We start from the raw sequence: 13,560 nt of genomic DNA on the forward strand, positions 1-13,560 counted from the left end.
AATAGATAGGGGCGTGGCTATGGAAAGATGTAAGATATCAAAAAAGATTACATATATCGATATTCATAGTTCACGCCTTGAATCTGACATTTTACCGTTACTTAAAAATGAGGTTTTCCATGTTACCTCTGTAGAAAATCTTTGTCAGATATTAAAAGATGGTAAAGTGATTTCAAATGCTGATAAAAAATTTAAGTACTCATACTCACAATCTGAGAATAGTTATGGAAGGAAAAGAGGCTATATTTGTTTATTTGACCTAAGGAATAAAGAAGAAGATATTATTTATGATACTTTGGATAAATATTATTTTTTACATCCAACTCAATTTCAAAACAAAGTTGTTTACTTGATTTTGAAGAAAGAATTATATTGCAATCTCATTGAAAATGGTGCAGCAAGAACTGAAGTAGGTTATAGGGAAGTTTATATACCATATACGGAAGTGTGGTACCCAGATGAAATTCTTCTTGAAAATATAAAGAAGATTATTATTACTAGAATTTATCAATGAGAGGGGGATTATTATATATAAAAATATAAAAGGTAAAAAAGTATTTATAGAAGAGCAACATCAGTATGTTTTAAAGCATTGGATAGATTATTATAAGAGGGAACTATTTCCGCCAGTGCTTATTACACTGGACCAGCATACAGATACTTTACTAGCATTTAGATATTATTGCTGTGACAAATGTGAAAATACAGGACATACTTATGACTTTGATAAAGCCAATCAAATGGCTATTGATATGCTTCAGGATTCTAATATCGATGATTTATCATTTATAAAGAAATTAAACAATGATGAACATATTGATTTTGCTACGAAAAAAGGTATTATATCGAAGGCTTTTGTTATAAGTTTTGAATGTGTTGATGATAAATACGACCCTGAAAATGATAAAATTTACTATATACCTAAAGACTTTTATAATAAGTATTTGGGAATGGCTCAGGATAATAACTATGAACGAATTCTATCGGATAATTGTATTGAAGATGATGATTTATCTATTTGTCTTAATGAGATTCCTGTAGATTATCACCCAAATTACATATTAGATATTGATTTAGATTTTTTTCGAACCGCCAAGTCTATCAATCCCAATAAGAAAGAAGTCTTTTATCATTTGATTCGTCAGGCTAAAATCATAACAATTGCAACGGAGCCAGACTACATAGAAAAAGGTATCACAGCAGACTATTTATTGAGTAAAATACTTTATCATATAGAAGAAACCATGAAGTAAATGGTTATTACTAAATATAATAAGGACAAGGATGATAATATATGAATTCTTTTTTTATAGAAAACATTATTAAGGAATTTAATTGGGATATTATCACTAGTATGTACGGCAATTCCCATAGTTCTATTATTGGATTTTTGTCAAGCGAATGGATTAAAAAGTCCTCTGACCATTCTGTGTTGGATGGTGCCCCTTCACCTTTTGTAGGTAAGGGAAGAAAAGGGCAAAAGAATGCAGATATCCTATTATGCAAAGGTGATAAACCATTTATAGTAGTTGAGGTTGAAACGTTAGTATCTAAATATTTAGATAAGATAGATTCAATTGCCTCTTATATTGGGAATACAGAAGATTATGACGGGATTAGTTTTGGACTATTAGTTATGCTTAATTATACAAATGGTGGAAACAAGTATAAGCATAATTGGCATGATGTAAAACAATATGCCATAAGTAAAGATATCCCGATTGCATTTGTTTCTATTGAAAAGACAAGGTAGATTTAGGGGATACTGTTTTAGACCATTTAAAAAGAAGGAATGAGTATTATCCGTGGGAAATCAGCAGCATAGATTATTGGGCTTATGGAAGTGATAGAAAGATAATTGAAGGTAATTTATTTAAAAGATATGAAGCATTTATGTATAAAAAAAACGGGAATAAGGATGTTAAAATACAAATTTTAAATGAAGAAATAGAATTAGTAATAAATAAAATGGGACTAAATAAATTTACAGTTCTGGACTTCTATGATTATATAAAAGATAATGAGAAAGATTTGCTGGAACGATTAGATTCAGCCTTTATGAATACTGAGAGCAAGAAAGGATATTCACCTTTAAATTATATAAGCAACCGTTTAGTACATTATTCAAGACAAAATGATTCATTTTTAAGTCCTCACGTTTCTTATGAAAAAGGTAAAGATAAATGTTTTATGAAGGTTTCTGAAAAAGACAAAGAAAGATTTAAAAGCGATTATATTGCAGTTTTTAAATTAAAGGACTAAATAATTAATAACTAAGGAGAAGGTCTATGGAAAGGTGTCAATGGTGTGGAAAAGACTCTAGCGGGTATGGAATGGTAGTTTTAACTATAAAAGAAGGTGAGCCATCTCAATTGATATGCGAAGATTGCTACAATGGGTATACGGCAGATATGCTTGGAGTTGAAGACTATAAGGATTTTGAAAATGAAGCAACTTTTAAAGATTGTGATGGTATAGACCACTGCTTTCAAGTAGGAAAGAAGATTCATCCAACAGGTATTTGTTGGAAGGCAGTAGAGTTTACAGGAGTAGATAAAATAGGGTATTCCTTTGAGGTACATCAGGATTTTGAAGAAGATTCAAATGATGCCTTGAGAAGGCTTTATAAAAAGATAAGGAAAGGATTATCACAAAAGTTCATAAAAAGAGAAGTATTCCAAGGACATGAACTTATCTCTTTTAAAGACAATCTAGTAGAAGGGCGTATTGAATGGGATGATAGATACGACGATAGAACACCAAAATTTATTATTGATGGACAGGAATATAGCCTAGAAGAAATCGGTAGAATGATGATGTCCTGCGAAGGATGGAATTTTAAATTAGAAATTATAGAACCTACAGAATAAATTATAGTATTTGATTTGAGAGGGGAAAAATGACTACATCTTTTGAACCAATTATTGATAAAAATTGTAAAATACTAATTTTGGGGACTATGCCTAGTGTAAGGTCCCTTGAAAAACAACAATATTATGGAAATAAGAGAAATCAGTTTTGGAAGATAATATATGGGCTTTCTAATAAAGAAGTTGAAGAAGATTATGAGAATAGGAAGACATTCTTATTGAACCAACACATTGCTATTTGGGATGTGTTGAAAAGTTGTGATAGAGAAGGAAGCAGTGATTCAAAAATAATTAATCCTGTTTCTAATGATTTTGAAACCTTTTTCAACCAGTATCCTGGCATAAAAACAGTATTTTTTAATGGGAGTAAAGCAGAGGAATTATTTATAAAGTTGGTAATAGGGAAAATGTGTTTTAAGGAAGGTTTATTATTTTATAGACTACCGTCTACCAGCCCTGCAAATGCAATACGATTCAAAGATAAGTTAGAACGGTGGAAGGTTATTTTATCGTATTTAGGATTCATTGATAATAGACAGTAAACATTTATAGTAATAGAACCTTGGTCTGGAATCAAGAATCTTGGTTTCTGTAAAAGAGCATATATTATCATAAGGAATAAGGTTCAAAGAATAAAGGGTAAAAGGGGACAGAAACAATATTTAAATCTAAAATAAATACGTTGCACTAACTAATGATATAACGTAAAATATAGGTATACAGAAGGAGAGCATATTCTCTTATACGGCCAGTATATGCTGGAATAAAACGTGAGGGAGTATGCTTTTTTTGTATTTCAAATAATTGTTTAGGAGGTATGCAATGCTTTCATTTACTGATTTTTCTAATAAGATAATCACGGATTTAAATAAACGTTTTTCTGAAGTAATTATGGAGGGCAACCATCTAGTAGTAAAGTTTGGTCCTACGAGCATGTCTATACCATTCAATACTATGTACAAGGAGTATCAGTCAAGAAAGGATTATATGGAAACTTTAAAATCATATAGTAGAATTTTTAATGATATTTTGAGCCAATATAAATTTAAAATTGATTATAAGAATGTTTATCCTATGCTTAAAAGCAGGGATTTTGGAGAAAGAGAAAATAATATTGAATTTTACAGAGAACAGGCCTTTGCAGATATAGATACACTTTATGTTACAGATGCAGGGGAAGTGTTCAGATTTGTATTAAATAGCGATGATGTAGATTTTGAAAAGGTGGAAAAGAGGGCATGGGAAAACTTAAATAAGATGACAAACCCTTTAGTTAAACTGGATAAGATGCTTGATATATTCTGTCTTAAGTATTCTACAGATTATAATTCCACTTTATTACTAAGTGCTACATTACAGAAGCAAATATATAAGAAAGTAGGCCAGGAGTATCTCTTTGCAATTCCTTCATCAACTACGCTTATCGTAGCCAAATTGCGTCATGAATATATAAAAATTATGGAATCACTAATTATGGTAGATAAAGACCCGAATAAGGTCTCAGATAAAGTATATCAATATAAAGATGGGAAATTTGATATTGCATCTGTTTAACAGCATATTAAGGAGTAGAAGGAATAAGGGTTAAGTATAGTTATAGAGGAAATCACAAAGATTTATTCTAATTTGATTTAGAGATAGTAATTTCATATAATATAATAAGATATGTAATATGTGGAAAAGGAGATATGGTAATATGAATAAGGTAATAATTGAATGTGCCGAATTGGTTGATAAATATGAATTAAATAGAGATAGCATCCTGAAACAGTTACAGTCTATGGAAATAGATAAAGGAATAGAGGATTTTATTATTGCATACAATGATGACTTTCGGTATACTTTGATTGGTGAAATCAAGAGCAAACAGGTAGTTTTAACTAATATTGAAAAGGCTATTGCTTTTGAAAAGATGGATAATACGAATTTATACGAATTTATAAAAAAGGGACAAGGGAAATAGGAAAATTAGGACAAAAGAAAAGGCTTTGGGGATAAGGTGTATATCCTACAAAGCCTTATTTTATTAGCATTTGGATATCTCAAATTTTATTTTCTCTAAAAAATTCCTTATAGTAGGAATATTGTTCAGCAGAAGTTTGTACTCACAAGGTTCTACTTCCTGCTGAATTTGATTTAGATACTGCTCGACTGCTTGGAGATGGGATAGGGATAAGGAATCATAAGTAGTAGGATTAAGAAAATAAGTGACTAATACTGTAATTGCTTTACCTAATTTCCATGCATCCATATTTTCTAATGTCCTATTCACAACCTGTTGCAGGTAATTTAGTTCCAATCTCAAAACTTCTAGATTTATCATAATGACCACTCCTTCACGAAATTTGAAGCATTATAGCCATAGGTACACGAGAAATCAAATTATTTGAGGTAAAAGTTTTAAAATTAATAAAATAATTCATGGCGTATAACTCAATATTATAGTAATAAAATATTACATAAATGGATAAGATATTGACACTAAACAAATACTAATGTAATATAATATTACAAAGGAGGATTTAAAGATGGCAAAGGATATTCCTATTGGATTAAAAATAAAGGCGGTTAGAGAAGCAAGGGGATTAAGCCAAGTAGAAGTGGTAGAGAGACTTGCTAAACAAGATGTTAATATGAGCAGAGAAACATTAAGCAAAATAGAAAACGGCAACAGGACTGTATCGGCTGTGGAGTTAAATGCTCTATGCAAAGTTCTGAATATAGATATAAACATCCTTTTTGAAGATGATGAAGATGATGATTTAGTTACATTATTCAGGAAGAAAAACTTTTCAGAGAAAACGATTAAAGAAGTAGAAAAACTTCAGGATATGGTAAAGGTGTTTATTTATCAAAAGAAAATATATGCTGGGGAGTTTAAACCACAAGAGAGAAAGCCACTATGGGAGGAGTGTTAAGATTGCCAAAGAATAATTTGAATCTCCCAGAAGAATCTTTCAGACTGCAAATTAAAGACTTAGCAGAAGAAACGAGAATAAAGTTTGCTAGAAAAGGGCTTTCCGATATATTTGACATTCTATCGGAGGCTGCATTTTTAGTAAGAAAACCATTGGATACAGATGAATTATCAGGATTTAGCACTTATTTTGAGGAACAGTTTATTGTCTATTTAAATAGTAATTTTACTTTGGGACATGAGCGCTATACTGGTGCCCATGAATTATATCATCTTATTTATAATGCCGATATCCTGAAAAAAGAAAAGATTCTTTTAGATGATGAAAAGCATAAAGCAGAAGATATGAAAGCAAATGTATTTGCTTCTGAATTTTTAATGCCTGAAGACTATGTAAAAGAAGTATTTTATAAAATTGTTAATGTAGATAAAGACAGTATTTTATCAAGGCATATCATTAGAATGCACAATTATTTTAAAGTAAGTTATAAGGCTATGTTAAAAAGACTTATCCAACTTGATTTATGCTCTATTAACAAATATGAGGAACTTGTAGATATCTGTTCACTGGGAAATATGGAGCAACTCCAATCTTTAACCAAACGGGAAGGCTATAGCATTGAACTGATAATTCCATCAAAAGAAACGTATGTACCTACAGAATATATAGAATTTGTAAAGGGTAATTACGAAAGAGGGAATATTTCATATAAGAACATGAAAAATAGTCTTGAATTTGTCGGACTGACTCCAGAGCAATTCGGATATGAGTATCCCCTAGAAGAGGATTATTAGAATGAGGTACGTAGGAGCCATTTCTGATGCAGATATTTTAATTAATTTAGCCAGAGTTAACAGATTGGATGTTTTAGAACTTTTATTTGAGGAAATCATCATTCCACAATTTGTGTATGATATTGAAATAAAGAAAAATGCAGGAAAGGGTTATGGTGTAATTAATCAAGCCATTCATAAAGATGGGAGCATATTTAAGGTAGTAGATAGGAAGAAAGATATATCTGTAAATATACTTGCAAGAGGTATTATTGAAGATAAGAAAAAGGTAATCGGTCCAGGAGAAAGTGAATGTGCAGGATATGCTCAGGCGTTGAGAATTCCAATAATAATATCAGATAATTATACTGAATTTAAGTGGCTAGATGAGTTCATTACCCTGACACACAATAATATTTTGGCTTTATGTGTGTATTTTGGCGAGATTACAAAAAGTGAGGCAGAAGATATTTTTAATCAAATTAATGATAATTTAACTCGTCCGACTGGGGATACCTTTGAAGACCAATATGGAAAGGCCTTTATAAGATTTGAGAGAAATGGTTGGAAAAAATATTTGGGCATATAGGGGAAGGTATATGATGGGTTAAAGGAATTAGGTCGGATGAAAATGGTAATTGTTACAATATAATAGTTTTCTTCTGTATATTCGCTACAATAGCATTAGTGACACAGACGGAGAGCATATTCTCTTTATACGGGCAGGTTTATTCTGGCATTATTATAGGAGAATGTGCTTTTTATTTTTTTGAAAGAAAATTTAGACGACGAAATCAAGGTTAGGGGTGATATCATTTAAGACCAAAAGTATTCCATTAAACCATATTCCTCTTACTAACCTATAATTCTTTATTTTCTAAATCCCTATTATATATGTATATTAGTTAGAAAGGCCAAAGGCTCATGTATATAGGGATTCAAAGTAAACTGAAAAGACAAAAATTAATAAGATTGTTACAAATAAATTACATTTTATTAAAAGGGACCTGACAAATATTTCTATGCGCGCTACAATTATTATAAAAGGGAAAGGAGTTGATTATGGTGAAAAGGAAAATGAATATAATTTTTAATATATTAATACCTACAGCAGTTGGGTTTACAACATTTTTCTTGATTTACTATTTATATCAAAAGATGTTTTTCGAATATAGATGGCTAGCAGTAATACCTCTTGCAATAGTAACAGGCTATATGATAGTAGAAAATAGAAGAGAGTGGGAAATGATAAAACAGGGATAAGGGAAACCTTATCTCTGTTTTATTAGGGGGGATTGGCGAATTGATGTATTTAACAATTGTCATGATTTTTTGTATTACCGTTGCTGGCATTGCCTGTATTTGGTTCATGTGTAGAAGGAAATAGCATATTTTGCATAGTTTCAAAAAGTGTACCTTTTGAAACTGCGTAATAAGGCATTTAAATAGCATTTCAAAAGGTTGAATTTATATTTTGCAATATATTTTAAAAGTGTACAGATGGATGATAATTTTGAAAAAACATATAAGCGATGGAAATCGGGTGAAATAACTGCTGTTAAGGCTATGGAATCATGTATGATGTATTTATCAAAAAGAGAAACAATAAGAACCAACCCCATAGTTAGGTTCTTATTGTTTCTCTTCTTAGCAATTATTCGTCTAATAGGCTATTTTGAATGAGTAGATATTTCTTAGTGTCTATACCTAGTTTTTGATTAATGTTTTTATTAGCCTTCACATATATCAGGTCGTATTTTTGAATGACATCAGGTAAAACCTTCCTAAATTCATATTCTTTTGCTCCACGCCTTATATAATGGTTGTCCACTTTTAATTTATAATCCATAACCATATCTTTGGTGAAGTAACCATAGGTTTTGATTTGTTGCAGTATGAATACTTCTATGGCATCTCTTATGCTTTTGCTTTTCTCGGTATCTTTCACATTTACATGATAGATTTTATTTGCAAACTCTTCTCCAAAACAGTTTTCCAAATATTTTTTGCTCATACCCATGATGCTAAATTTATATTGAAGCATGATGGATGCCCTTTCATCTGCTGTTTTAAAAGCCTTATTATAATCAGGAATAGTATAGAAAGAAATTCCGTTTTGACTATTATCTTTGGAAATTTGAATAGCAGTTGCCCTTAAATTTTTATTTACATGGCTATATGGGATTTTGTTGAGTAATCCTAAGGTGCAAAATAAGTTAATGTATTTATTTGTATTCACGACGCTTTTATTCCTCTTCCCTGCAAGATATCGATTAGAAAAGAAAAATATGCTTTCTCCATTTGTATTAAAGAAACGGTTAACAATATTTTCTTTACCAATTTCAAGAATATCTAATAGTAGAGGGTAACCAAACCTAATGATACGGTTTAGGCTTGGAAATTCATCTTTCCTTTTATCAAGTTGGCTTAAAAGCATAATGTTATTTTCAAATTTTTTATTTTGTTCGCTTATCCAAGTTGAATCTTCTAATTTAATATGAAAATATTCAATTAACTCTCTTATAGCAGTTGAAGTGTCGCAGTTTTCTCTAATTTTAACTATATCAATAATATCCATGCCTTTCCCAGCATTATGGCAAATACAAGTAGGAGAATTACAAAAATACTTGTAATATCCACCGCTATTTTTTATGACAGCACTGGGGTTGTTGTCGTTATGGAATATGCATTTAAAGTTTACATTAGGCTTTGCATCAATACCTAGATAACTTATTAAATCCTGCTGTTTTAAAAATGGAATCAAGTCCTCATACTGTAAGACTGGAGTAGAATGAACTTTATGGGTTCCTTTTTGCAAGTTGCTGGTCTTAGCCCTCGTAGCAGCGGGTTTTAGTTCAAGATTTTTAGCATCCTTAATCAACTCAATGATATTACAATCTATGGCACTTGCAATATCGTGTTGAGTATATTTTATTTCTGTATTGAGGTATATACATTTTATAGTAAATGGGTCTTTTGGATTCTTTAAATGTTTATAATTTATTAGCCTTAAAACTCTATTTATATCCTTTACACTGCTATCAGCATGCTCTTTTCTTTCTTCAAAGGCGGAGAAATAGTCAATAAGTTTTTCTTGGAGTGGGGTAAAAGAGCCTAAACTTTGTGGCTTATCAGGGGCAAGCAGCCAATACACATGAAAGCCGTTTTTAGTTTCTACAATGGCATTTGGAATTAGTTTTAAATTTTCTAATTTCTTCAGAAAAGCAATTTTATATTTCTCTATTTCTTCTTTGTTCCTATATTCATATACAGTCTTTCCTTCAGAATCATTAAAGAGTTCTCCGTTAATAATTTTTGGAACCTTTCCAAAATCCATATCAATAAAGTGTGCATTCACTATTTTAATAGAACCTTTTCTTTGTCCACCACTGTTTACTACAAAATAGACTCCATAGCCTTGTCTCTGATATTTTTGAATAACTTTTTGCATGAGAGGATATTCTAAACTGTCATCTAAAGTAAGAAGACAGTCAAAGTTCTTTGCTATATGCTTTTCCTCCTGAATGAGCCTAAAGTATACTTTTTCATTTTCCTTTTTAAATAGGGATAAAAACTCAAAATCTGTTATGCCTAATGCTTCACGATTTTCATAGTTAATTCCTAAATTCATCAAAACTCCTCCGTTTCAGAGGAGTCACTAGATATTATGTTTTCCGTTTACATTGAGGCGTTCTCCGTATTATTTTATAAATCTCCGTTTTTAAATAATGTGTTTCCCGTTTTGATTAGCGACTCCATTGTTTATTTTTTAGCATTATATTTGTTGTGCTATTGAAATCAAATTTTTACATAGACTTTTTTATAAAAAAGAGAAACAATAAAAACCTAACTATGCGTGTAGGTTCTTATTGTTTCTCTTTTTAGAAATTATGAAGCAAGTAGAAAAGGCCTGCTTAATAGCAGGTATAGATGGCTAGCAGTAATACCTCTTGCAATAGTAACAGTCTATATGATAATAGAAAATAGGAAGTATTATAGATTTAAAAAGCAGGCAAATGATGCCTGCTTTTTAAATCCTAAACTAATGTTTCTATTGCTGCCTCCAATTCTTCTTGCCTTGGAATGGTATATACTTGTGCCGTAACATAACCAGAAGCATGACCTGCAAGTTGAGCAACTATAGAAATATCAACCCCATTTTTGAGAAGTGTTCTGCAAAAATAGTGCCTAAAAGAATGAATAGTTACATCCGTAATCCCTATTTGTGCACAGTATTTCTTGAAAATCTTCCAAATTCCTGACCTGGTGTAAGGGGTCTTGCGTTCGGATATGAACAGATTATCACATTCTGTTTTAACGTTTTTTCTTATTTCCATCCAGTTGTTAATTGCATCCCGAACATCCCTATGCAAGGGGATATGACGTACTTTATTTTGCTTTCCTATTACTTTTAAGTTTCCTTTTCGTTCAGTTATATCAATGTCAGCAATATGGATATTTATAAGTTCAAAATTTCTAACCCCGCATCTTGTAAAAATTTCAAACATGGCGATGTGAGCCTTATTTCCACAGCGATATATATGACGGCGTAAGGCACGGTAGGTCTGTTCATCCAAAGACTTGGGTGCAGCAGGTGATTGAATCTTTATTTTTTTAATTGCTTTGGCAGGATTATTTTTTATATATTTTTCTCCTTCAAGAAATTCAAAGTAACTCTTCAGACTGGCCAATCTTAAATTAATGGTTGTTTCTTTCAAATGCCTTGTTCCCTGTAGATATGAACGCATATCTCTGATATCAATTTCAGTTACTACAATAGGGTCAAAATTTATGCCATTGGTTTCTTCAAACCATTTCGCAAATGCCTGCACATGCTCGATATAAGTTTTTATTGTGGAATCAGACTTGTCTATGCTCATCAAATAAGTAGCAAATTCATCAAGATAAAAATTGCTTTCAGTTAATCCCTTATTATATTCCATCATCAACATCCTTCCTATAGTTTTTAATACTATAAAATATATTGAATAAGGGTTTCAAGAGAGTGTTAAAGTTTTGTTTCCAATTTTTTATGGGATAATGGGCGATTATATGGGGGTTTATATTTAGATTTAAAGGGAACTGGAAAAAGAACTTATATTTTGTTGAAAGATTTAGTGGATAAAAGAGGAAATATGAGACTAACGTCAAATTAAATAATAATAAGTTATATTAGTATGAGGGGTGAGGGGAATTATGGGAGACACAAAAACAGACAATAATATACGAGTTTTTGTTGATGAGCCAATAGGAAATATAGATAGTGATGAGTTTGGTCATAGACACTATGTGGACGTTATAAAGAATATTATTGATAATTGTCAAAATGAGCAATTAAATATTGGCTTATTTGGGAAGTGGGGAGTAGGGAAAACTACAATTATAAACTTGTTAAAAAATCGAATCGATAATTCAAAGAAATATAAAACAGTTATGTTTGAATGCTGGAAATATACAAATGAACCTATATCTTTAAAAAGAAAGTTTCTTTTAGAAGTAGCAAAACAAACTGGTGAGCCCGTCGATGAATTGATAGAATCACTTTATATAAAAGGAAATCGACAGATAAATAATCAGTCAATTCTAAAAAGTGAAAGCAATCTTAAAAAAAGCATTAAGGAAATGTTTAAAGGATTGCTATGTTCATCTATTATAATATTAATTGCCGAAGTGATTTTTTATTTGTTTTTATTTAGATGGCTTCATATAGAAGGACAAATGTCAATACCTTTATTTTTCAATGCTATTGTTGTTGGGGTTATTTATTATGTGGTTAAAATATTAAGAGACTATACTTCTAATGTAACAATAACAAAGTCAAATGAAAACTTAGAGAGTTTAGAGCAATTTGAAAAGTCATTTAAAAAACTTATAAATAATTTTGTCAAAAATAATAATAAAATTATTGTCTTTGTTGATGATTTGGATAGATGTCAGAGCAAAAAGGTCATTGAAGTATTAGAGACAATAAAAACGTTCATGAATATAAAAAATTGTATTTTTATTATTGCCTGTGATGACGCAATTTTGAAAAAAGCCTTAACTGAAGAAAAAATAGATGATACAGATTATTTAGATAAAATCTTTCAAATTAAAATGGCTATACCCCCATTTAGGCAAGAAAAAATTAGAAACTACACAATTAAGTTACTAAATAGTATAGACATAGATATTCCTAAAGAAGAATTAAAAGAGATTATTCATGTTCTAATTTATAAAAATGTTATGAGCCCAAGGAAAGTAAAAATACTTTTAAATAATTTTATTTTGTTATATGTAATTTTTAAAGAAAGGCTACAAGAAAATTATTTTAGTACAAACTTTACATTAGACTTAAAATTTCTGGCTAAAATAACGGTATTGCAGACGGAATTTACACAACTATATTATGACTTAGTAAATAATAATAGACTATTGGAGTACGTTGAGAGAGTAAGAAGAGGAGATAATAACTTTGAAGAATCACAAGTTGGTATTCTAAGTAAATATTATGTTGAAAAAGAGCAAGGGTTTCAAGTTAAGGATGATTTTAAAGAAGCAATAGAGTATTTGTATTATACAAGCAATTATTTTGTTTCACGTGAGCATATTAAAACTTATATTTATTTATCCCAAGACACATTAAATACTTTCTATTCGGATGAGTATGTAGAAAATTTGGAAAATTTAATAATTTACAAAGATATTAAAGGGTTTATTGCTGAATTAAATAAAACTAAATCTGAAGATGAAAGAGTTGAAATATTTAATAACCTACTGATGAGAATAGATAAATATGAAAATCTAGACATTATAAATATTCTTAATAGTTTATCAAATTTAAATATTGTACAATTAGTTCCAGAAAAAATTGAATATCAATTTGCAAGTACTATATTAAATAAGATGCAACAATATAAAAATAATATAAAACAATTTGATATAAATGGTGTTGTGTATTATATTAATATAACTGAACAATATAATTACTATTTAGATATTATTAATGAGTATATGCAT

At 30.1% G+C, this 13,560-nt stretch carries 16 protein-coding genes; 13 read left to right on the top strand and 3 right to left on the bottom strand.

What is annotated here, in order from left to right; genetic code table 11:
- Positions 1-19 precede the first annotated feature (19 nt).
- The 8 genes from FGK85_RS07155 to FGK85_RS07190 all read left to right on the top strand — a co-directional run bounded on the left by FGK85_RS07155 (position 20) and on the right by FGK85_RS07190 (position 4,833).
- A complete protein-coding gene (locus FGK85_RS07155; protein ID WP_138205118.1) occupies positions 20-514 on the top strand; it encodes a hypothetical protein in 495 nt (164 codons plus the stop codon).
- A gap of 46 nt (positions 515-560) precedes the next feature.
- Entirely contained in the window at positions 561-1,253 is a 693-nt protein-coding gene (locus tag FGK85_RS07160) for a peptide arginase family protein (RefSeq protein WP_279232911.1), read from the top strand.
- 41 nt (positions 1,254-1,294) lie between these two features.
- Positions 1,295-1,753 (top strand): hypothetical protein, encoded by a 459-nt coding sequence (locus FGK85_RS07165; RefSeq protein ID WP_138205122.1) that lies wholly within the window; start codon positions 1,295-1,297, stop codon positions 1,751-1,753.
- Between the two features lie 140 nt (positions 1,754-1,893).
- Complete coding sequence (locus tag FGK85_RS07170; RefSeq protein ID WP_052221625.1) at positions 1,894-2,262, top strand: hypothetical protein; 369 nt, start codon at positions 1,894-1,896, stop codon at positions 2,260-2,262.
- A 26-nt stretch (positions 2,263-2,288) separates the two neighbouring features.
- Positions 2,289-2,870: a DUF7686 domain-containing protein gene (locus FGK85_RS07175; protein WP_138205124.1), complete on the top strand. Its 582-nt coding sequence runs from the start codon at positions 2,289-2,291 to the stop codon at positions 2,868-2,870.
- Between the two features lie 29 nt (positions 2,871-2,899).
- A complete protein-coding gene (locus tag FGK85_RS07180; RefSeq protein ID WP_138205126.1) occupies positions 2,900-3,412 on the top strand; it encodes a DNA-deoxyinosine glycosylase in 513 nt (170 codons plus the stop codon).
- 280 nt (positions 3,413-3,692) lie between these two features.
- Complete coding sequence (locus FGK85_RS07185; protein ID WP_138205128.1) at positions 3,693-4,424, top strand: DUF1444 family protein; 732 nt, start codon at positions 3,693-3,695, stop codon at positions 4,422-4,424.
- Between the two features lie 142 nt (positions 4,425-4,566).
- Positions 4,567-4,833, top strand: coding sequence for a hypothetical protein (locus FGK85_RS07190; RefSeq protein WP_138205130.1), 267 nt, complete (start codon positions 4,567-4,569; stop codon positions 4,831-4,833).
- A 63-nt stretch (positions 4,834-4,896) separates the two neighbouring features.
- On the opposite strand, the gene FGK85_RS07195 is transcribed toward FGK85_RS07190, so the two are convergent.
- On the bottom strand, positions 4,897-5,193 hold the full coding sequence (locus tag FGK85_RS07195) for a hypothetical protein (protein WP_138205132.1): 297 nt from the start codon (positions 5,191-5,193) through the stop codon (positions 4,897-4,899).
- A 205-nt stretch (positions 5,194-5,398) separates the two neighbouring features.
- Between FGK85_RS07195 and FGK85_RS07200 the strand changes: the two genes are divergently transcribed.
- From FGK85_RS07200 to FGK85_RS07215, 4 genes are all read left to right on the top strand, one after another.
- Positions 5,399-5,788, top strand: a complete 390-nt coding sequence (locus FGK85_RS07200; protein WP_138205134.1) for a helix-turn-helix domain-containing protein — start codon at positions 5,399-5,401, stop codon at positions 5,786-5,788.
- Positions 5,773-6,582, top strand: coding sequence for an ImmA/IrrE family metallo-endopeptidase (locus tag FGK85_RS07205; protein WP_243122833.1), 810 nt, complete (start codon positions 5,773-5,775; stop codon positions 6,580-6,582). The genes FGK85_RS07200 and FGK85_RS07205 overlap by 16 nt, the downstream gene beginning before the upstream one ends.
- 1 nt (position 6,583) lies before the next feature.
- Complete coding sequence (locus FGK85_RS07210; protein WP_138205136.1) at positions 6,584-7,150, top strand: PIN domain-containing protein; 567 nt, start codon at positions 6,584-6,586, stop codon at positions 7,148-7,150.
- Between the two features lie 473 nt (positions 7,151-7,623).
- Positions 7,624-7,824: a hypothetical protein gene (locus tag FGK85_RS07215; protein ID WP_138205138.1), complete on the top strand. Its 201-nt coding sequence runs from the start codon at positions 7,624-7,626 to the stop codon at positions 7,822-7,824.
- Between the two features lie 391 nt (positions 7,825-8,215).
- Here FGK85_RS07215 and FGK85_RS07220 read toward each other — a convergent pair whose 3' ends face one another.
- Complete coding sequence (locus tag FGK85_RS07220) at positions 8,216-10,192, bottom strand: hypothetical protein (protein ID WP_138205140.1); 1,977 nt, start codon at positions 10,190-10,192, stop codon at positions 8,216-8,218.
- Positions 10,193-10,598: 406 nt separating this feature from the next.
- Entirely contained in the window at positions 10,599-11,507 is a 909-nt protein-coding gene (locus FGK85_RS07225; protein WP_243122834.1) for a tyrosine-type recombinase/integrase, read from the bottom strand.
- Positions 11,508-11,757: 250 nt separating this feature from the next.
- Between FGK85_RS07225 and FGK85_RS07230 the strand changes: the two genes are divergently transcribed.
- The coding region (locus tag FGK85_RS07230; RefSeq protein WP_138205142.1) for a KAP family P-loop NTPase fold protein at positions 11,758-13,560 on the top strand (1,803 nt) is incomplete at its 3' end.

Origin of the sequence: Haloimpatiens lingqiaonensis (assembly GCF_901447495.1) — a bacterium.
Taxonomy (GTDB): Bacteria; Bacillota; Clostridia; order Clostridiales; family Clostridiaceae; genus Haloimpatiens; species Haloimpatiens lingqiaonensis.

Coding starts and splice junctions, on each gene's coding strand:
- FGK85_RS07170 (WP_052221625.1), top strand. CDS start 1,894: ATGTATAAAAAAAACGGGAATAAGGATGTTAAAATACAAATTTTAAAT.
- FGK85_RS07210 (WP_138205136.1), top strand. CDS start 6,584: ATGAGGTACGTAGGAGCCATTTCTGATGCAGATATTTTAATTAATTTA.
- FGK85_RS07155 (WP_138205118.1), top strand. CDS start 20: ATGGAAAGATGTAAGATATCAAAAAAGATTACATATATCGATATTCAT.
- FGK85_RS07220 (WP_138205140.1), bottom strand. CDS start 10,192: ATGAATTTAGGAATTAACTATGAAAATCGTGAAGCATTAGGCATAACA.
- FGK85_RS07205 (WP_243122833.1), top strand. CDS start 5,773: ATGGGAGGAGTGTTAAGATTGCCAAAGAATAATTTGAATCTCCCAGAA.
- FGK85_RS07190 (WP_138205130.1), top strand. CDS start 4,567: ATGAATAAGGTAATAATTGAATGTGCCGAATTGGTTGATAAATATGAA.
- FGK85_RS07175 (WP_138205124.1), top strand. CDS start 2,289: ATGGAAAGGTGTCAATGGTGTGGAAAAGACTCTAGCGGGTATGGAATG.
- FGK85_RS07195 (WP_138205132.1), bottom strand. CDS start 5,193: ATGATAAATCTAGAAGTTTTGAGATTGGAACTAAATTACCTGCAACAG.
- FGK85_RS07180 (WP_138205126.1), top strand. CDS start 2,900: ATGACTACATCTTTTGAACCAATTATTGATAAAAATTGTAAAATACTA.
- FGK85_RS07165 (WP_138205122.1), top strand. CDS start 1,295: ATGAATTCTTTTTTTATAGAAAACATTATTAAGGAATTTAATTGGGAT.
- FGK85_RS07200 (WP_138205134.1), top strand. CDS start 5,399: ATGGCAAAGGATATTCCTATTGGATTAAAAATAAAGGCGGTTAGAGAA.
- FGK85_RS07225 (WP_243122834.1), bottom strand. CDS start 11,507: ATGATGGAATATAATAAGGGATTAACTGAAAGCAATTTTTATCTTGAT.
- FGK85_RS07215 (WP_138205138.1), top strand. CDS start 7,624: ATGGTGAAAAGGAAAATGAATATAATTTTTAATATATTAATACCTACA.
- FGK85_RS07185 (WP_138205128.1), top strand. CDS start 3,693: ATGCTTTCATTTACTGATTTTTCTAATAAGATAATCACGGATTTAAAT.